The 17631-nt window shown below is 52.4% G+C and carries 20 protein-coding genes and 2 tRNA genes; 14 read left to right on the plus strand and 8 right to left on the minus strand.

Annotated features, from left to right (window positions below; genetic code table 11):
• Positions 1 to 120: 120 nt before the first annotated feature.
• Positions 121 to 210 (minus strand) — tRNA-Ser (locus ACUTSU_RS16835).
• A 222-nt stretch (positions 211 to 432) separates the two neighbouring features.
• Positions 433 to 522 (minus strand) — tRNA-Ser (locus tag ACUTSU_RS16840).
• 409 nt (positions 523 to 931) lie between these two features.
• Here ACUTSU_RS16840 and ACUTSU_RS16845 point away from each other — a divergent pair.
• The 6 genes from ACUTSU_RS16845 to ACUTSU_RS16870 all read left to right on the plus strand — a co-directional run bounded on the left by ACUTSU_RS16845 (position 932) and on the right by ACUTSU_RS16870 (position 7881).
• Entirely contained in the window at positions 932 to 2434 is a 1503-nt protein-coding gene (locus ACUTSU_RS16845; protein WP_445650852.1) for a peptide MFS transporter, read from the plus strand.
• A gap of 126 nt (positions 2435 to 2560) precedes the next feature.
• Positions 2561 to 3502: a glyoxylate/hydroxypyruvate reductase GhrA gene (gene ghrA, locus ACUTSU_RS16850; protein ID WP_445650853.1), complete on the plus strand. Its 942-nt coding sequence runs from the start codon at positions 2561 to 2563 to the stop codon at positions 3500 to 3502.
• 86 nt (positions 3503 to 3588) lie between these two features.
• Positions 3589 to 4326 carry a phosphatase gene (locus tag ACUTSU_RS16855; RefSeq protein WP_135316113.1) on the plus strand — a complete coding sequence of 246 codons (738 nt, stop codon included), beginning with the start codon at positions 3589 to 3591 and terminating at the stop codon, positions 4324 to 4326.
• Between the two features lie 42 nt (positions 4327 to 4368).
• The gene (locus ACUTSU_RS16860) at positions 4369 to 4956 is read left to right on the plus strand and encodes a TorD/DmsD family molecular chaperone (protein WP_445654425.1); all 588 of its coding nucleotides are present in this window, start codon (positions 4369 to 4371) and stop codon (positions 4954 to 4956) included.
• Positions 4957 to 5125: 169 nt separating this feature from the next.
• Positions 5126 to 5779 carry a tellurite resistance TerB family protein gene (locus ACUTSU_RS16865; RefSeq protein ID WP_445654426.1) on the plus strand — a complete coding sequence of 218 codons (654 nt, stop codon included), beginning with the start codon at positions 5126 to 5128 and terminating at the stop codon, positions 5777 to 5779.
• Between the two features lie 68 nt (positions 5780 to 5847).
• A complete protein-coding gene (locus ACUTSU_RS16870) occupies positions 5848 to 7881 on the plus strand; it encodes a S9 family peptidase (protein ID WP_445650857.1) in 2034 nt (677 codons plus the stop codon).
• A 33-nt stretch (positions 7882 to 7914) separates the two neighbouring features.
• Here the strand turns inward: ACUTSU_RS16870 and exoX are convergent, their stop codons facing one another.
• Positions 7915 to 8583, minus strand: a complete 669-nt coding sequence (gene exoX, locus ACUTSU_RS16875; protein ID WP_445650858.1) for an exodeoxyribonuclease X — start codon at positions 8581 to 8583, stop codon at positions 7915 to 7917.
• A 437-nt stretch (positions 8584 to 9020) separates the two neighbouring features.
• Here exoX and ACUTSU_RS16880 point away from each other — a divergent pair, with 437 nt between their 5' ends.
• Both ACUTSU_RS16880 and pip read left to right on the plus strand, forming a co-directional pair.
• The gene (locus tag ACUTSU_RS16880) at positions 9021 to 9446 is read left to right on the plus strand and encodes a TraR/DksA C4-type zinc finger protein (protein WP_445650859.1); all 426 of its coding nucleotides are present in this window, start codon (positions 9021 to 9023) and stop codon (positions 9444 to 9446) included.
• A gap of 171 nt (positions 9447 to 9617) precedes the next feature.
• Entirely contained in the window at positions 9618 to 10571 is a 954-nt protein-coding gene (gene pip, locus ACUTSU_RS16885; RefSeq protein ID WP_445650860.1) for a prolyl aminopeptidase, read from the plus strand.
• Between the two features lie 195 nt (positions 10572 to 10766).
• On the opposite strand, the gene ACUTSU_RS16890 is transcribed toward pip, so the two are convergent.
• Positions 10767 to 10997: a DNA polymerase III subunit theta gene (locus ACUTSU_RS16890; protein WP_445650861.1), complete on the minus strand. Its 231-nt coding sequence runs from the start codon at positions 10995 to 10997 to the stop codon at positions 10767 to 10769.
• A 375-nt stretch (positions 10998 to 11372) separates the two neighbouring features.
• Here ACUTSU_RS16890 and ftnA point away from each other — a divergent pair, with 375 nt between their 5' ends.
• The 5 genes from ftnA to ACUTSU_RS16915 all read left to right on the plus strand — a co-directional run bounded on the left by ftnA (position 11373) and on the right by ACUTSU_RS16915 (position 14393).
• On the plus strand, positions 11373 to 11891 hold the full coding sequence (ftnA, locus tag ACUTSU_RS16895) for a non-heme ferritin (RefSeq protein ID WP_445650862.1): 519 nt from the start codon (positions 11373 to 11375) through the stop codon (positions 11889 to 11891).
• Positions 11892 to 12213: 322 nt separating this feature from the next.
• Complete coding sequence (gene yobA / locus ACUTSU_RS16900) at positions 12214 to 12597, plus strand: CopC domain-containing protein YobA (RefSeq protein WP_445654427.1); 384 nt, start codon at positions 12214 to 12216, stop codon at positions 12595 to 12597.
• A 3-nt stretch (positions 12598 to 12600) separates the two neighbouring features.
• Entirely contained in the window at positions 12601 to 13482 is an 882-nt protein-coding gene (gene copD, locus ACUTSU_RS16905) for a copper homeostasis membrane protein CopD (RefSeq protein WP_445650864.1), read from the plus strand.
• 69 nt (positions 13483 to 13551) lie between these two features.
• Positions 13552 to 13893, plus strand: coding sequence for a YebY family protein (locus ACUTSU_RS16910; RefSeq protein ID WP_445650865.1), 342 nt, complete (start codon positions 13552 to 13554; stop codon positions 13891 to 13893).
• A 290-nt stretch (positions 13894 to 14183) separates the two neighbouring features.
• Entirely contained in the window at positions 14184 to 14393 is a 210-nt protein-coding gene (locus ACUTSU_RS16915; RefSeq protein ID WP_445654428.1) for a pyocin knob domain-containing protein, read from the plus strand.
• 79 nt (positions 14394 to 14472) lie between these two features.
• Here ACUTSU_RS16915 and ACUTSU_RS16920 read toward each other — a convergent pair whose 3' ends face one another.
• The 4 genes from ACUTSU_RS16920 to ACUTSU_RS16935 all read right to left on the minus strand — a co-directional run bounded on the left by ACUTSU_RS16920 (position 14473) and on the right by ACUTSU_RS16935 (position 16675).
• Positions 14473 to 14796, minus strand: coding sequence for a DUF1493 family protein (locus ACUTSU_RS16920; RefSeq protein ID WP_445654429.1), 324 nt, complete (start codon positions 14794 to 14796; stop codon positions 14473 to 14475).
• On the minus strand, positions 14790 to 15236 hold the full coding sequence (locus tag ACUTSU_RS16925) for an STM2901 family protein (RefSeq protein WP_445650868.1): 447 nt from the start codon (positions 15234 to 15236) through the stop codon (positions 14790 to 14792). Before ACUTSU_RS16925 ends, ACUTSU_RS16920 begins: the two co-directional genes overlap by 7 nt.
• Positions 15237 to 15914: 678 nt before the next feature.
• Positions 15915 to 16226 carry a DUF1493 family protein gene (locus tag ACUTSU_RS16930; RefSeq protein WP_445650870.1) on the minus strand — a complete coding sequence of 104 codons (312 nt, stop codon included), beginning with the start codon at positions 16224 to 16226 and terminating at the stop codon, positions 15915 to 15917.
• Positions 16226 to 16675 (minus strand): STM2901 family protein, encoded by a 450-nt coding sequence (locus ACUTSU_RS16935; RefSeq protein ID WP_445650871.1) that lies wholly within the window; start codon positions 16673 to 16675, stop codon positions 16226 to 16228. Before ACUTSU_RS16935 ends, ACUTSU_RS16930 begins: the two co-directional genes overlap by 1 nt.
• Before the next feature lie 175 nt (positions 16676 to 16850).
• Here ACUTSU_RS16935 and ACUTSU_RS16940 point away from each other — a divergent pair, with 175 nt between their 5' ends.
• Positions 16851 to 17225, plus strand: coding sequence for a hypothetical protein (locus ACUTSU_RS16940; protein WP_445650872.1), 375 nt, complete (start codon positions 16851 to 16853; stop codon positions 17223 to 17225).
• Positions 17226 to 17631 lie beyond the last annotated feature (406 nt).

The raw sequence follows: 17631 nt of genomic DNA on the forward strand, positions 1-17631 counted from the left end.
TGCTGAATCTGTGCTTGTCACTCGGCGGTGAAGGGGGCTTGATTCGCTGCGCTCACCCTCCCGGTCGGTATGACATGCAAAAAAAAGTCTGGAGATTAATCCAGACTTTCTCGTAAAATATGGCGGTGAGGGAGGGGTTCGAACCCTCGATACACTTACGCGTATACACACTTTCCAGGCGTGCTCCTTCAGCCACTCAGACACCTCACCGTATTTTGTCGTTGCGTGCTCACTGCTGCAACGGGGCGCTACTATAGGGAGAGCGAGCGATCCGGTCAAGCAGAATTTCTGCGTTTCGGCGCGTCCGCTTAAGCCGTGTTCGCTTTGCTGAAAACTGCGGCGAACGGCAGGGGTGGGGGCCTGACACCCGAATTCCCTGTCTTGCAGACAACAAAAAAGCCTGAACTTGCGTTCAGGCTTTCTCGTGGAATATGGCGGTGAGAGAGGGGTTCGAACCCTCGATACACTTTCGCGTATACACACTTTCCAGGCGTGCTCCTTCAGCCACTCAGACACCTCACCGTTTTACTTCATCGCTAACGCATTGCGCTGTCGACGGGCGCTAATGTAGGAGAATCTGATCCCAGCGTCAACCCTCTTGTGACATAACCATGACTGTTTAGCTAAACTTGCAGCAATTTGCTGATTTACCGAGCGATCGCCCATCATGTCGCAGCAATTGATGGGGAGACATGGCGTAAATTATATAGCAGGCTAATATTTGAACGCTTTAGTATGTATTAGCTCAATATATCAGCAAGAGTGAGGTCTGCAGTGCTGTTGTATGCATTAATACTGGATTATTAGTCATATGTATCGCTAAATGGAAAGGTGCTGGCGCGGGGTTTTGGCAAGGATCTTCACACCGTCGCGCAGGTTGCCGGGCAACGACCCGGCGATAAGCAGACAGGGATTGATCTAACAAATAATAATGCAGCAGAGGTTCATTTTGACTTCGACAGATTCCACACCAACGGCGCCTCAGCGCCATGCCATTCCTCCGGGGGCCGGGGCACTGTTCTTTATCCAAATCTTCGCCACGCTGGGTTTTGCCGTCCTGTACTCCACGTTAGTTCTGTACGCCACCAAGCGACTTGGTTTCAGCGAAACTAACGCCAACGCCATGATGGGCGTATTCGGGGCGTTCAACTACGGCTTGCATATGTTCGGTGGCTATCTGGGTGGGCGCTTCCTCAGTAACCGCAACCTGTTCGTGCTGGGTATGATGCTGCAGGTGATCGGTTGCGGGTTGATCGCCGTTGCCGGGGTTTGGGGACTCTACTGGGGCCTGGCGATGTTTCTGACCGGCAGTGGGCTGAACGTCACCTGCATTAATATGATGTTGACCCAGCGTTTTAAGCCGGACGACGATCGGCGCGAATCAGCCTTCCTGTGGAACTACGCCGGGATGAACCTGGGTTTCTTTGTCGGTTTTACCGTCGCTGGCTATTTCCAACTGACCGAAAACTATCGCGCGCTGTTCCTGTTCGCCACTCTGGGCAATGCGGCGGCAATCATCGTCGCCGTCAGCCGTTGGCGCATTCTGGCCGACCTCAACACACCATTGCATGATGCCAGCCGTGGAGAATATCGCTGGCGCATGCTGGTCGGGTTAGCGGTATTGGTGGGGTTGGTGCCTATTATCCGCGTGATGTTGACCCACGCGGAGTTCAGCGGTTATTTCGTTATTGGCCTTGGCGTGCTGATTTTCCTGATGCTGTGCGTGGTCACGTTACGTCATCACCCGCGTGACGAACGCCGCCGGATGACGGCTTACCTTATCTTGTCGCTGGGCTCATTGGTGTTTTGGGCGCTGTATCAGTTGGCGCCGATGGGGCTGATGCTGTTCTCCGAGCACAATATCAACCTGAACGTCTACGGTATTCAGGTGGCACCGCAGTGGATCCAGAACATCAATACGCTGGTTATCGTGGTTGGTGGGCCGTTGATGGCCTGGTGGTTCAATAGTCTGCGCGCCCGTGGCTGCAAAATCGACATTCCGATGCAGTTCTCCGGTTCGTTGTTTTGTATCGGGCTGGGTATGCTGGTACTGCCATTGGGTATCAGCCTAGCCGGCGGTGACGGGCTGGTAGCGTTTAAATGGATTGCCATCAGTTATGTGCTGCAGAGCATCGGTGAATTGATGATTTCCCCGATCGGCTACGCGATGATCGGCAAATTAGCTCCCCCGCGCTATCAGGGGGTGATGATGGGTTGCTGGATGATGGTCACCGGCGTCGCTTCGGTATTGGCGGGCTACGTTTCGGGCCTGATGCCGGAAAACAGCGGCAGTACTCCGGTGTTGACCAACCCTGGTTACAGCGAAGTGTTCAGCGTGCTGGGCTGGGGAGCCGCAGGCGTCGGCGTGGTGATGCTGATTTTTATCCCGCTGCTGCGCCGTCTTATCAGGCACGACACGCCTGTCGCCGCCTGAGATCCCGCAGCATAAAAACAGCCCCACTGGTCGGGGCTGTTTTCGTTTTGGGCTTTAACGCTTGCATCTGTCGGCGAATCGCGGAAGTCTGGGTGGAAACAGATAAAAACAGACGGAGATGCGAAGATGAACATCATTTTTTACCACCCTTTCTTTAATGCCGAGGAATGGCTAACCGGCCTGTCACAGCGCCTGCCGCAAGCTAAGGTACGTGCCTGGCAACCGGGCGATGATCGTCCGGCGGATTACGCGCTGGTGTGGCGCCCCCCCCATGAGATGTTGGCTAGCCGTGGTCGGTTGAAAGGCGTGTTTGCCCTCGGTGCCGGCGTTGACGCTATTCTGGAGCAAGAACGTGCCTACCCGGGTACCCTGCCGGCAGGTGTGCCGTTGCTGCGCCTTGAAGATACCGGCATGGCGCAACAGATGCAGGAATATGCACTGAGCTATGTGTTGCGCTATTTCCGCCGTTTTGATGAATATCTGCTGTTGCAACAGCAGCAAGAGTGGCGGCCGCTCGATCCCCATCAGCAGGATAACTTCACTATTGGCATTCTCGGCGCCGGAGTGTTGGGGAAAAGCGTGGCGCAGAAGCTGACGGCGTTTGGTTTTAACGTACGTTGCTGGAGCCGCAGCCCCAAACAAATCGACGGCGTGCAGAGCTTTGCCGGAGTCGAACAGCGCGCCGCGTTTCTCGATGGTGTGCAATTGCTGATCAATCTGCTGCCCAATACGCCGGAAACCGCCGGGATCCTCAATCAGCAGCTGTTCGCGCATTTGGCTCCGGGGGCTTATCTGATCAACCTGGCACGCGGCGCGCATCTGGTTGAGGAGGATCTGTTACAGGCGCTGGAGCAAGGCCGGCTTGCCGCCGCTACATTGGACGTGTTCGTCACTGAGCCGCTGGCGCAGGCGCATCCGTTCTGGCGTCATCCGCGTGTCACCATTACCCCGCATATTGCTGCCATCACCTTACCGGAAGCGGCGATGGATCAGATAGCGGCGAACATTCTCGCGCTTGAGGCCGGCGAAACACCGGCCGGAGTGGTAGATATGCTGCTCGGTTACTGATCTTCCGGTGATGCACCGGCTAAACTCGATAAATAACAAACCGCGCCTGCCGCCGTATTCTGGCAGGCTGCTCAGAAGGAGAAGCAATGTACCCCGTTGATTTACATATGCACACCGTCGCCAGCACCCACGCCTATAGCACGTTGCATGATTACATCGTCGAAGCCCGGCAAAAGGGCATCAAACTTTTCGCCATCACCGACCACGGCCCGGATATGGCCGATGCACCGCATTATTGGCACTTTATGAATATGCACGTGTGGCCGCGTCTGGTGGACGGCGTAGGCATCCTGCGCGGCATCGAGGCCAACATCAAAAATCGGCAAGGTGATATCGACTGCACCGGTCCGATGCTGGATAAAATCGACGTGATTATCGCCGGTTTCCACGAGCCGGTGTTTGCGCCACAGGACAAGGCCGCCAATACCGAAGCAATGATCGCCGCGATGGCGCAGGGGGATGTGCACATTATCAGCCACCCCGGGAACCCAAGATACCCGATTGATATTGCTGCGGTTGCCGCTGCGGCGGCCAAGTATGAAGTGGCGCTGGAACTGAACAACTCGTCGTTTACCCATTCGCGCAAGGGCAGTGAAGACAACTGCCGGGCCATTGCCGCCGCAGTGCGCGATGCCGGTGGCTGGTTAGCGCTGGGCTCGGATTCACATATTGCCTTCTCGCTTGGCGGTTTTGAACACTGCGAGCGCATTATTGCCGAAGTGGAGTTCCCGCAGGAGCGCATCCTTAACGTTAGCCCACGGCGCCTGCTGGACTTTCTCGAACGGCGCGGCAAGCCAGCGATTGCGGAACTGGCCGATTTGTGACATCGTCCCGGCAAATTTTTCCGTATTGTATAAGGCATTATCATGAATGAGTTTTCTGTTGTTTGCCGCGTGTTGGGTACGCTGTTTTATCGTCAGCCGCAAGATCCATTGCTGGTGCCGCTGTTTACGTTGATCAAAGAAGGCAAACTGCGACAGCACTGGCCGCTGGAGCAGGATGAACTGTTGGTCCGTCTGCAGCAGGGTTGTGATGTCAACCAGCTGTCCAGTGATTTCAACGCGATGTTTGTCGGCAGTGAATGCAGCGTATCACCATTCCGTTCTGCCTATGTTGAAGGGGCGACAGAAGCGGAAGTACGTACTTTCCTGCAGCAGCGCGGTATGCCGCTTGGCGAAGCGCCAGCCGATCATTTCGGTTCATTGCTGTTGGCCGCCTCCTGGCTGGAAGATCAGGCGCAGGAAGACGAAGCACAGGCGCAGATCACCTTGTTTGACGACTATTTGCTGCCCTGGTGCGGCCGCTTCCTTGGCAAAGTGGAAGCTCATGCCTCTACCGGTTTTTACCGTACCCTGTCGCTGTTGGCTCGCGAGTCCATTCAGGCGATGCGTGACGAGCTGGCGGAGTACGAACAAGACGAAGAACACTCGGGCGAAGAGGGCGAACAGCCTTAATACTTTGCCAGCCGGTTTGTGCCAAGCGGCGAAACCGGCCACTTTCCTTGCTACACAGGTTTTCATCCCCCATACGTATATTGACAAATAATCCCCTAATCTGACGGTTCACCGGCGGTTAGGCCCATCTGTGCCTGCGCGCTACGTTTCCTTCGGCAAAGGGTAAAGTATGAAAAATAACTGGATGCAGCAGATCCAATCCATGATTGGGCAAAAGGCCGGTTCAATCGGCGGGACGGAAGGCATCGGCAAACTGCTGGCCCCGACCGCACTGGGTGGCCTGGTGGGCGTCTTGCTTGCGAACAAGTCATCACGCAAATTGGTGGGTAAATTCGGCAAGAACGCGTTGATTATCGGCGGCAGCGCGGCGGTGGGCGCAGTGTTGTGGAATAAGTATAAGCAACGAGTGAAAGAAACCCATCAGGATGAACCGCAGTTCGGTCTGCAAACCACGCCGGTAGATTTGCGCGCCAAACGGCTGGTGCAGGCGCTGGTGTTTGCCGCCAAGAGCGATGGCCATATCGATGCGGAAGAAAAACGCGCTATCGACCACAGCCTGGAACAGCTGCAGGTAGGAGAGGAAGCGCAAAAATGGGTGCAAGAGGCCATTGACCAGCCGCTGAACCCGGATCTGATCGCCCAGAGTGTGAAGAATGAAGACGAAGCGTTAGAAGTTTATTACCTGAGCTGCATGGTGATAGACGTCGATCACTTTATGGAGCGCGGTTATCTCGACGCGCTGGCGCAGTCGTTGAAGATCCCGGCGGACGTTAAGCAGGGCATCGAAAACGACGTGAACGAGAAAAAGCGCGAGCTGGCGTAGCGCCGCTTGGCAAGCCGGGGGGAATCGTGTCACTCTTGCCTTAATCAAGGTAAGCGGATGATTTAGCAATGATGACACCCCCTAAGGCAGAAAAACGTCCTTATCCCATCACTACCCACGGCGACACGCGGGTAGATGACTATTATTGGCTGCGCGACGATGAGCGCGCAGACCCGCAGGTGCTGGACTATCTGCAGGCGGAAAACGCCTTTACCGACGCAGTGTTGAAACCGCAGCAGGCGCTGCGCGAAACTCTGTATGAAGAGATGGTGGCGCGTATTCCCCAGCAGGAACATTCGGTGCCTTACGTCCGGCACGGCTACCGTTATCAAACCCGCTTCGAACCGGGCAATGAATACGCGATTTACGTCCGTCAGCCGCAGGCCGAGAGCGAGCATTGGGACACTCTGATCGACGGTAACCAACGTGCCGAGCAGCGTGAGTTTTATACCCTTGGCGGGCTGGAAGTTAGCCCCGACAACCATAAGCTGGCGGTCGCGGAGGATTTCCTTTCCCGTCGCCAGTACGACATTCGATTCAAAAACCTCAGCGACGATAGCTGGACTGATGAAGTGCTGGAAAATACCTCCGGCAGCTTTGAATGGGCCAATGACTCGGCCACCGTGTATTACGTACGCAAACACGCCAAAACGCTGCTGCCTTATCAGGTCTATCGCCACGTGGTGGGCACCGATCCGCAGCTCGATGAGCTGATCTACGAAGAAAAGGATGACACCTTCTACGTCGGCTTGGAAAAGACCACTTCCGATCGTTTTATTCTGATCCACCTGAGCAGCACCACCACTTCGGAAATCCTGCTGCTGGACGCCGATCGCGCCGACAGCAAGCCGCAGATGTTTGTGCCGCGTCGTAAGGATCATGAATATGGTATCGATCACTATCACCAGCATTTCTATATCCGTTCCAACAAGGACGGCAAGAACTTCGGACTCTACCAGAGTGAGCAGGCGGATGAGGCGCAGTGGCAGACGCTGATCGCTCCACGCATCGAGGTGATGCTGGAGGGCTTTAGCCTGTTCCGTGACTGGCTGGTGGTGGAAGAGCGCAGCGAAGGCCTGACCCAACTGCGACAGATCCACTGGCAGAGCGGCGAAGTGAAGCGCATTGCCTTCGACGATCCTACCTACACCACCTGGCTGGCGTATAACCCGGAACCGGAAACCGAGCTGCTGCGCTATGGCTATTCTTCGATGACCACGCCGACCACGTTGTATGAGCTTAATCTCGACAGCGATGAGCGCGTTATGCTCAAGCAGCAGGACGTGAAAAACTTCACCCCGGAAAATTACCGCAGCGAGCGGGTATGGGTGAAGGCACGCGATGGCGTCGAAGTTCCGGTTTCTCTGGTCTACCGCCACGATAGCTTCACGCGCGGCACTAACCCGCTGATGGTGTATGGCTACGGATCCTACGGCAGCAGTATGGATCCGGCCTTCAGCGCCAGCCGCTTAAGCCTGTTGGATCGTGGTTTTGTGTTTGTACTGGCACACATTCGCGGCGGCGGTGAACTGGGGCAACTGTGGTATGAAGACGGTAAATTGTTCAAAAAGCAAAACACCTTCAACGACTTCATCGACGTGACCGAGGCGTTGATCGCCCAAGGTTACGGTGACGCCAAACGGGTATTCGCCATGGGCGGCAGCGCCGGTGGCCTGCTGATGGGCGCGGTGATTAACCAGGCACCCAAGTTGTTCAACGGCATTGTGGCGCAGGTGCCTTTTGTTGATGTGGTCACCACCATGCTCGACGAGTCGATTCCGCTAACTACCGGTGAGTACGACGAATGGGGCAACCCGAACGAGCAGGCGTATTACGACTACATTTTGCAATACAGCCCGTACGATCAGGTTAAGGCGCAGGATTATCCGCATATGCTGGTCACCACCGGCCTGCATGACTCTCAGGTGCAGTATTGGGAGCCGGCCAAGTGGGTGGCCAAGCTACGTGAGCTGAAGACGGACGATCGCCAACTGTTGCTTTATACCGATATGGATTCCGGCCACGGCGGCAAGTCCGGGCGTTTCAAAGCTTATGAAGATATCGCGCTGGAGTACGCCTTTATTCTGGCGCTGGCGAAGTAACCTTCAGGCGGGCGGCCGGTGCTGCCCGCTTTTTCAACCAATTAGATAGTATTTCAGCGTGTGCTTCATGTCCGGACTGAGGTCTTCGATAGATTTCAGCATCCAGCGTAAATAGCCGGGATCTTCCTGCGCGACGCGATCAATTTCCTGTCCACGATACTTACCGAACTTAAACTTCTTCAGCAGCACTGGCTGGTCAGTGATTTGCGCCATCTGTTCCGGCGTCCAACCTGAATCCTTGATGATGCGTTGCAACAGCGCAACGGTCACGTAGCAGTCGTATAACGCCCGGTGTGGGTAAAGCGTGGTGTCCTGCGGCAGTTGAACATCGAGATTCAGCGCATAGCGCAGATATTGGTTGCCGTATTTGATGTCCGGGTACAGGTTGCGCGCCAGTTTCATGGTGCATATCCAGGCGCCGCGCATTTCGGGTAACACGCTGCGATCGAATGCTGCATTGTGCGCGACATAGTAGGGGCTGCCCTGATAGCGACCGATCGCTACCGCGATGCGTGGTTTCCCTTCGACCATCTGCTCGGTGATATGGTGAATGGCCATGGACTCAATGCTAATAGGACGGTCGGGGCTGATTAAATCGCTCATTGGGTTGGCGATCTGTCCATCGATCAGATCAACAGAGGCCACCTCTACCACGCCGCCTTCCAGCCCGCAGGTTTCAGTGTCTATTACGCGTAAATTCATGGTTTCCTCAGAGTAGCTGCACAGGTTTAGCTTAACCGGCAGGCCTGCTCCTGCCAACCACTGAAAGGTGGAGCATTATTTCAGGCAACAAAAAACCCGCCATGGCGGGTTTAATTACGGTTAGAAGTTCGCTTACTCGCCGGTCGACTGGCCTTTCTTCGCGCGTTTGCCTGCACGTTTTTCTGCAGGGGTTTTCAACGGCTTCTTCTTCGCATTTTTTTTGCTATCCATTCCCTTACTCATGATGGCCTCTCAGTTACCTATGGTTGGGTGGGTTGCTCAGCCATTAACCCCCTTACGTCTGTCGGATGCAAGCAGGAAAGCGAGTGGTTTTTTTAATCGATTGTTTATAGGTGCAATTTTGTTTTCTTATGCGTGGCCGCTTAATCATTAATATATGTTATAATATAACAATTAAGTGATAACCGGAGAGCGCAATGAACGTTGTGACCTTACTAAACCAACAGCAGCTCCTGGCCATGCCGGAGTCTGATTACATGAACCCGGCGCAGCGGGCTTTCTTCCGCCAGCGCTTGCTGGATGAGCAACAAAAGCTGTTGCAGCACATTGATGTGCTGAAGCGGGATATCGATGGCGGGGAGGTGTCCGGTGACGAAGCGGATAAAGCCGCTCGGGAAGAGGACCTGCGATTACTTTTCCGCCAGTTGGATCGTGAAAGCCGCCTGCTGCCGAAAATCAGCGCAGCGCTGACGCGATTACATAACGGCGAATACGGCTATTGCCGTGAAAGCGGTGAGCCTATCGGGTTGGCGCGCCTGTTGCTGCGGCCGACGGCGGAGCTAAGCATTGAAGCCAAAACCGCTCAGGAAATGCGCGAGCCACATCTGCGTAAACGGGGCTAAGTTCACGGCTGGCTACTCGTGGCCAGCCCTATTTTGTCGTCAGTTCGTATTCATTTTAAGCAAACGCACGCTAACTTGGTGGGGAGGGTAGGAGTTTTCAGGTTTTACCGTTGACCAAATGAGTGGCTTCGGTTTTTATGAGGGCATGACCCACTCAGAGACGGAAGCGCCATGGAACAATTAAGAGGTTTGTACCCGCCGTTAGCAGCATATGACAGCGGTTGGCTGGACACTGGAGATGGCCACCGGATCTACTGGGAGCTGAGCGGCAACCCAAAAGGTAAGCCGGCGGTGTTTATTCACGGTGGGCCGGGCGGCGGTATTTCCCCTTATCACCGCCAACTGTTCGATCCGCAGCGTTATAAGGTGTTGCTGTTCGATCAGCGTGGCTGTGGCCGTTCCAAGCCGCACGCCAGTCTGGACAACAACACGACCTGGCATCTGGTGCAGGACATTGAACGGCTGCGCGAAATGGCCGGTGTCGATCAGTGGCTGGTGTTTGGTGGTTCCTGGGGCTCGACGTTAGCGTTAGCCTACGCGCAAACCCACCCGCAACGCGTCAGCGAAATGGTGCTGCGCGGTATCTTCACACTGCGTAAGCAGGAGCTACATTGGTACTATCAGGACGGTGCCTCGCGATTCTTCCCGGAGAAATGGGAGCGCGTCTTGTCGATTCTTTCAGAGGAAGAGCGTAAGGACGTCATTGCGTCTTATCGCCAGCGCCTGACCTCAACGGATTTGCAGGTGCAGCTTGAGGCGGCGAAGCTGTGGAGTGTGTGGGAAGGGGAGACGGTTACCTTGCTGCCAAGCAGCGAGTCGGCTTCTTTTGGTGAGGATGACTTTGCGCTGGCGTTTGCCCGCATAGAAAACCACTATTTCACCCATATGGGCTTCCTGGAGACCGATGATCAACTGCTGCGCAATGTCCCGCTGATCCGCCATATCCCGGCGGTGATTATCCATGGTCGCTACGATATGGCTTGCCAGGTGCAAAACGCCTGGGATCTGGCGAAGGCCTGGCCGGAGGCGGAACTGCATATCGTCGAGGGGGCCGGACACTCGTTTGACGAACCGGGTATCCTGCATCAGCTGATGCAGGCCACCGACAGGTTTGCCGCAAAGTGACATGAAGCCCGCCATCTCGGCGGGCTTCAGACAGATGGCAAACCTCATTTCTACATAGAGCGAGTAGAGGTCGATAAATAAAAAATCAGGAAAATCAATTTATTGATTTTCGGCTAATCACCACAAAGCAGGAAAACCCACGCTTTTTCCTGCTTTGTCAGCAACCTCAAGCCCGCCATCTCGGCGGGCTTTTTACTATTTGGACTTCGGCTCGTACGGCAGGCGTGAAAACTTGTGTGATTCGACGCGGTAATGCGCCACGCGTTCGCGGAAATAATCACGCAGGTGCGCTGGCTGTTCGCGCTCAACCATTTCCGGGATCACCGGCATGTTGTAGCGTTCTTTGAACGCCACACCGGAAGCCGCGAGATCAACGTTCACTTTGTCCATCTCTTTTTTGGAAAGCTCTGCCAGATTGTAACCCACCGTATTCTCCTTACTGTTACCGCATTGGATCAGCGCAGAAGGTAATGCACCCGGCGGCGCTTGGCAAGCCTGAAGCGAAGAAGGGGAGTTAAATTCAAAGAATGACAGGTGCTATGAAGGGTTATTTATTACACTGATGGCAATGTAATCTATTTATTATTTTAAATAAGAATGATTCGCCTTTTGATTAAATATATAGATGTAAATGGTTATCATAATAATTCAAATTAATAACTTGTTTTTTATGCAAGTTGTTGATTTTAATTTAATTAAAAATTAATTGGGTAATGATGTGAATCAGGTGTGTTTATTTTGTTTTCACCAAGGCATAATGCGTGGAAATTAATTTGATACCTGCAAAATAAAGGAATGATTATGCTGATGCCAGAAATGACCAAGAAGCTGAATGAGCAACTGAACCTGGAGTTTTACTCTGCCAACCTGTACCTGCAAATGAGCGCATGGTGCAGCGATAAAGGCTTTGAAGGGGCCGCCTCATTCCTTAAAGAGCATTCTCAGGAGGAGATGCAGCACATGCAACGCCTGTTCGAATACCTGAGCGATACCGGTTCCCTGCCGCTGCTGGGCAGCATCGCTGCACCGCCGGTTGAGTTTGCCTCCCTGGCGGATGTGTTCCAGCAGACTTACGAACATGAGCAACTGATTACCCGTCAGATCAACGAACTGGCGCATGCTGCCATGACTGCCCACGATTACTCTACCTTCAACTTCCTGCAGTGGTACGTTGCCGAGCAGCACGAAGAAGAGAAGTTGTTCAAATCCGTGCTGGATAAACTGGCGCTGGTGGGTAACAGCGGTAATGCACTGTTCTTCATTGATAAAGATCTGAAGAAAATGGGAGCGGCTGGCGAGAACGGTAACGGCCAGGTTTAATTACCCTGGTTGAAAACCGCGTGCCGGCGTTGCCCGATGCGCGGTTTTTTTATGCCCTGAGTTTATCGCGGTTATGCAGCGATATGTGCTACCAGATCGCAAAATACCAGCGTTCTGCTCGACTTGCATAATAACACTCGTTATCATTTGACCCGATACGCTACAGGGATGGTAGAGAGTTAAAACAGTGGGTTACTGGTTAATCCCTTCTTCTGTTTACCCGTGGCGCAATCATCTGCGGTGGGTTGGGCTACTGATTCATCGCCCTGGCGGTTAGCCTTAACCCTTATCACCCTCGATTATTGCTGTAAGGGATATCACTGTGATTGGTAAAATTCGTTCTTCTTATCGCCTGCTTTCCACTATTTTCGTGCTGTTTGTTGGGCTTTCTTCACAGCAGGCTCTGGCGCATGCTCATTTGAAAGTTGAAACACCGGCGGCAGATGCCAGCGTTAGCACGGCACCAAAAGTGCTGACGCTTAACTTCTCCGAAGGTATAGAGCCTAATTTTAGCGGCATTAAAATCACCGGGCCAGACAACGCTGAAGTGAAAACCGGCAAGTTGCAGCTTGATGCGAACAACAATACCCAGGTCAATCTGCCTATCGAAGCCGACCTGGCAGCAGGAAAATATAACGTCAGCTGGCATGTGGTTTCGGTCGACGGTCATAAAACCAAAGGCCAGTACAGCTTCACCGTAAACTAACTTATGAGTCTGGCGACCCTGTTTGTCCTGTGTCGCTTTGTGCACTTTGCGGCGGTGATGCTGATGTTTGGCTCCAGCCTGTTCACCGCCTTATTGTCGCCACAGCGCCTTTCCCCGTATCTCACCCGTGATGTGCGTCCTTTGCTGGTCTCCTGTACCTGGCTTGCCGGGCTTTCTGCCGTGGTGCTGCTGGCTATTCAGGCCGGACAGATGGGCGACGGCTGGGCTGACACCTGGCGACTGGACGTGTGGTGGGCGGTACTGGGCACCACCTTCGGTGAAGTCTGGCGCTGGCACCTGGGCATTTCATTATTGGCGTTGCTGAGCCTGTGGTTGGCAGAACCGCGCCGCACGCAGATTTTGGCACTGCTTTCCACATTGTTGCTGGTCAGCATGGCATTTATTGGCCATGCAGCGATGCATGATGGAGCACTCGGCGTAGCGCATCGTTTTAACCACGCACTGCATTTGTTGGCAGCCGGTTACTGGTTTGGCAGCCTGCTGCCGTTGCTGGTTTGCCTGCGTTATCTGGCGCAACCACAAATCCGCAGCGATGCGGTCACTACGCTGATACGCTTCTCGCATTGGGGCCACCTTGCGGTAGCGCTGGTGTTGTTGACCGGCGTGATCAACAGTTTGATTATTCTCGGTAGCTGGCCGCTGGACGTTGATTCATCTTACCAGCGCCTGCTGCTGTTCAAAACCGGACTGGTGGCGCTGATGGTGATGGTGGCGTTGGCCAACCGTTATGCCATCGTCCCGGCGATGAGCAGTATGCCGCAGTTGGCACAGCGCGGGCTGGTGCTGGCTTGCTGGATTGAAGTGGGGTTGGGCGCGGGCGTGCTGCTGCTGGTCAGTTTATTTGCAACTTATGCGCCGGTGTAACATTGCAGCTTGCCGGATGCCCCCAAACTGCGGGAAAATTGAATCAAATAGCAACCTTAAGGCCACAACATGAAATCGGCATTACTTGGAATAACGCTGCTGGCAAGCGCGACCGGTGCGCTGGCGGCAGATCAACTGGTGAACATCACCAAGCTGGAATACGGCAAACAATGGGCGTTCACCAAAGAAGAGGTGACGTTGCAGTGTCGTAGCGGCGGTGCACTGTTCGTACTCAACAACAGCACGCTGATGCAGTACCCGCTCAACGAAACCGCAGAGGAGCAGGTGAAAACAGGGCGGCAGCGCGCCCAGCCGCTGGACGTGATCCTGCTGGATGACGCTGCTAATCCCGGTCATAAAATGAGTGTTGAGCCGTACCGCGAACGCGCCGAAAAGCTGTGCGCTAACTAATCGCTTATCCCACAATGGCTTAGCTTGGAGTGACTGGTGATGGAAAATTACGCGGAATTAATTTCTTCATGAAACTATCACTTGCCGTGTTACTGGCTGGCAAAAATAGCGCGGTAAGCTACTCTTAAAGTGCACGGCTGAACAAGCTTTGCACAAAATGCCAACTTTTAGCGCACGGCTCTCTCCCAAGAGCCATTTCCCTAGACCGAATATAGGAATCGTATTCGGTCTTTTTTTGTTTACCTTTAAAACCAATTGCTTATCTCGTTCATTCTGAGGGCGCCAGCGCAGTGTCTGTGGCCGATAAAACGTTACCATCAGGCACCGCTCTGAACAATGTCACTGAGCCGGGAGAGTACTTCCAGAACGTGACGCGCAATGCCACGTTGGCGATGAATTATCCTGAGGAAGTGGCTGGTGCATTGAAGGTATTCCGCACCGGGGTAGATGAGGGAGCCTGTCGTCAGGTGTTTATGCCCTATAATTCAACGGTTGAGTAACGGCGTTATGCATTCGGCAATCCGCTCGTGTTCTCTGCCTGAAAGGCGTATCGATTAGTAATGGCCGGCGATTGCCGGCCTAATACAGCCAGCGGCCAGCCTTGGCTGATTCAGCAAACATTCTGACGGTTAGCGGTTTTTTTGACTGCTTTACGGGACTTGCTATGAACCATTTACGGAAAAACCATGGTATTTCCCATGGATAATAATCTTCGATATTTAATTCTGAAACATCAATATCGAATTGAGTGGAATATTTATCTATTACTAATGCTAAATCCTCGACCTCTGAAAATTCTTGCAGGATATCGTCTGGTTGAAGTAGAACAGGTTTAAGCCACAAAGTAGTGACTTTGGGTAGCTGTCCCCGAAAGAACATTAAAACATTTTCGTCGGTTACCATATTTTATCGCTTCCTCTGGCTATCCGATTGTAAGTAGTTGTAGCTTTAAATACGATAGAAGACACATCGTATGCAAGAATTACCCACCCGAGTACTGGAACTGTGCGGCCAACAAATGCTCCCAGATTATTCACAAATTTTGGTTTCAAGGTTTTAATACTGGCGTTGGTGAACGTAGGGAGTCGAAAAGGGAGCTCGATGTTTAAATAGCGTCGAGCTGTTTCCGAAGCTATGGATGTGCCTTTAGTCGCTCCAGCGAATTTACCTCTTGTGGGGCGGGTTGGCTGCCCCAGAATGATGCTAGCTGCAGCTACAATATCGGAAACCCCAAACTGCTCATTTACGGCGTCAAGGAAAACCCAAAAGAAAAGTTCTCCCGCTGAAAGATTTGAAACGCCCTTATAAAAATACGTCCCGCCTAATTCCTTAACCGTATCCATAACTTTTCCTTGTCATTTTAGTCGTTGCCTAACATACCAACTGAAGCGAAACATTTCTATGCTGGATGCTGATTTGGGAAAATTGCCCGGTTTTTGTTCTGAGGTGTGTTGCGGGATGCTGCCGCTTTGGTTCGAGAGAAAAGATAGTTATGCCCGGCGGTGTAGAGGTTGGCTTCAGAAGGGATTTTGTCAAAAATCCCTTTCGAGTTTTTTCCGAGCATCCCCAAAAAAATGATATGTGTTTAATTATTTTGACGTTTTTTCGCATGCTTTCTTGGGCATGCTTTAATTGATTTTCATTTTAACCGCATGATATTTAATGAATTAAATAATATGGTGCGGGTATACAGTTGGGACCTGGACAATATTTTCTGTTAGCTTCAGCGACGCAGGTATTTTCTGTCTTCGTGCTAATGGTGATAAGTATAGGGCCCCAATGGCCGGTGCTCGTAATTACGCACATCGCCCAATAATTCTGGGCGGAGGGGACATTGCTCCGCACAATATCGGCATCAATGGGCATGTTGGTCTTTTCGGCGTTTATGAAGGTGTATTCAGCGAGTCGGAAATGATGACGTTAATCCAAAAGGGTAAAGATGTGATGAGGATAGGGGAAGGGATTGTCATCGCTTAGGTGCGTTTTTACTCCATAAATCAATATGCCAGGGATGACCCTGGCTAATACAGCCATCGGCCAGCCTCAGCTGATTCAATAAGCATGCTGATTGTCAGTGCTGCCGGTTCATGATGATCTGTCTGAAGATATTTTGGAAGAATAGCATTAGGAATGAAGCGGATACCCGCGTTAGGGAAGTATTTACGAATGTCAAAATCGGTCATGTCAACTTTCAGTTTGTCTGAATATTCTTCAAGAAAGTCATAGGCATCCTCAGATAGAACACTCTTTTTACCTGTACTCAGCGATGTTTCGTCCGACATGGCCCAAAAGTGTTTTCTGATAAGGTTGCGTACTTCATCAGCCTTATTCATTACTGCTTGCTCCCTTTCCCAACGATCAATTCATAACGGTGAATGACATTGCGGGTTACCATAGCTAAATCATAGGCTGTTAGAACCGCGCCAACCCATGGAAGCCAGCGGCCAACATATGCACCAATACCGGTAGTGTAGGCCCACTCACCACGTAGCATTTTTGCCCAAGTGATGGTTCTGCGCCCTTGTTTAAACCTTTGGTGGATTAGGGTGCGGGATGCAAGAGACAGGGGGCTTGTACCTTTGGTTGCCGCGCCAGCACCCAACTTCCCGCTTACGGGGATAACAGGCAGACTGACCAACATTGAGGCAATAGCAAGCAGGTCAACTACATCGCTAAACTGCTTTTTAAATTCATCAAGGATAAGCCAGAGCAGTAGTTCATCTTTATCAACGCTCATGCCGTTGAAAAAATACTTACCGTTCAACTGTTCAACCGTATCCATAAGCTTTCCTTGTCAAAGGATTGACAATAAAGTAACCCAATACACTTCCAAAGTGCAAACGTACCAGTTCTGATTTGGTTGCTTTGTGACAGGGTGCGCGCTAAATTCCCCAAAGATGCCGACCTGTGCTTAACAGCAAGGTCGGTTTTTTTATTCCCTCAATTTGTGACCCCATATGCCTGATATCGACATCACAACGATGGGCGGCGAGATGCCGCGCATGGTCGCGCACCTGTTGCCGCAGTCCTCTGCGACGATCGCTAAGAACTGCCATTTTCGCCACGACGTGATCACCCCGAATAACGTTGATGCCAAGCAAGGCAAAGTGTTCAGCATTACGCCTGGCACCATCTTCAACTATCACGAAGATGCTTGGTTTGCCTGGAACGGTATCGTTGATGTGATCCGCAGTCCGGTAGCCAATGGCGATTATCCGCCGGGAGAACAAATGGAAAACCAAAACTGTGAAATTGCTGGCTATTGCTGGGGGCGGGGGCTGATTGTTGTTGATTTTTCTGCCTCCAGTAAAAGTTGGTCAATGAAGTGGTGAAATGCCATGAAGCCTTTATCAATGTAAAATGCAGCAAGCTTCTGCTCATCTTCAGAAAAGACGAGTGTATTAATAAGCCCCACATCGCTACCCATTGTATGACCAGATTCATGATTGGCGTGTAACGAGCCACAAAACTTCAGCATAAAATTGGATTTGGCAGTTATTTCACTCAACGCGGTGAACATAACGTTACCTGTTGCCTCCATGATTTCAATAATCACTAATCTAAACTTGGCATGTTTGCCAGTTATCAGTTCTATGAGGTCGTAAGTGAGTCTTCTACTTGCGGATAATTCATCTGACCAAAGGTGGACTGACCCCACCCCGGTAGACGATCCTGCCCTATAGGTTGGACTGACCCCACCCCGGTAGACGATCCTGCCCTATAGTTTGAGCATAGGAG

This window comes from Serratia sp. NA_13, assembly GCF_052691735.1.

What these genes read in the sequence shown, in the direction of transcription:
- ACUTSU_RS16845 (WP_445650852.1), top strand. Translation starts at nt 932, where the DNA reads ATGCAGCAGAGGTTCATTTTGACTTCGACAGATTCCACACCAACGGCG.
- ghrA (WP_445650853.1), top strand. Translation starts at nt 2,561, where the DNA reads ATGAACATCATTTTTTACCACCCTTTCTTTAATGCCGAGGAATGGCTA.
- ACUTSU_RS16855 (WP_135316113.1), top strand. Translation starts at nt 3,589, where the DNA reads ATGTACCCCGTTGATTTACATATGCACACCGTCGCCAGCACCCACGCC.
- ACUTSU_RS16860 (WP_445654425.1), top strand. Translation starts at nt 4,369, where the DNA reads ATGAATGAGTTTTCTGTTGTTTGCCGCGTGTTGGGTACGCTGTTTTAT.
- ACUTSU_RS16865 (WP_445654426.1), top strand. Translation starts at nt 5,126, where the DNA reads ATGAAAAATAACTGGATGCAGCAGATCCAATCCATGATTGGGCAAAAG.
- ACUTSU_RS16870 (WP_445650857.1), top strand. Translation starts at nt 5,848, where the DNA reads ATGATGACACCCCCTAAGGCAGAAAAACGTCCTTATCCCATCACTACC.
- exoX (WP_445650858.1), bottom strand. Translation starts at nt 8,583, where the DNA reads ATGAATTTACGCGTAATAGACACTGAAACCTGCGGGCTGGAAGGCGGC.
- ACUTSU_RS16880 (WP_445650859.1), top strand. Translation starts at nt 9,021, where the DNA reads ATGAACGTTGTGACCTTACTAAACCAACAGCAGCTCCTGGCCATGCCG.
- pip (WP_445650860.1), top strand. Translation starts at nt 9,618, where the DNA reads ATGGAACAATTAAGAGGTTTGTACCCGCCGTTAGCAGCATATGACAGC.
- ftnA (WP_445650862.1), top strand. Translation starts at nt 11,373, where the DNA reads ATGCTGATGCCAGAAATGACCAAGAAGCTGAATGAGCAACTGAACCTG.
- copD (WP_445650864.1), top strand. Translation starts at nt 12,601, where the DNA reads ATGAGTCTGGCGACCCTGTTTGTCCTGTGTCGCTTTGTGCACTTTGCG.
- ACUTSU_RS16910 (WP_445650865.1), top strand. Translation starts at nt 13,552, where the DNA reads ATGAAATCGGCATTACTTGGAATAACGCTGCTGGCAAGCGCGACCGGT.
- ACUTSU_RS16920 (WP_445654429.1), bottom strand. Translation starts at nt 14,796, where the DNA reads ATGGTAACCGACGAAAATGTTTTAATGTTCTTTCGGGGACAGCTACCC.
- ACUTSU_RS16925 (WP_445650868.1), bottom strand. Translation starts at nt 15,236, where the DNA reads ATGGATACGGTTAAGGAATTAGGCGGGACGTATTTTTATAAGGGCGTT.
- ACUTSU_RS16930 (WP_445650870.1), bottom strand. Translation starts at nt 16,226, where the DNA reads ATGAATAAGGCTGATGAAGTACGCAACCTTATCAGAAAACACTTTTGG.
- ACUTSU_RS16935 (WP_445650871.1), bottom strand. Translation starts at nt 16,675, where the DNA reads ATGGATACGGTTGAACAGTTGAACGGTAAGTATTTTTTCAACGGCATG.
- ACUTSU_RS16940 (WP_445650872.1), top strand. Translation starts at nt 16,851, where the DNA reads ATGCCTGATATCGACATCACAACGATGGGCGGCGAGATGCCGCGCATG.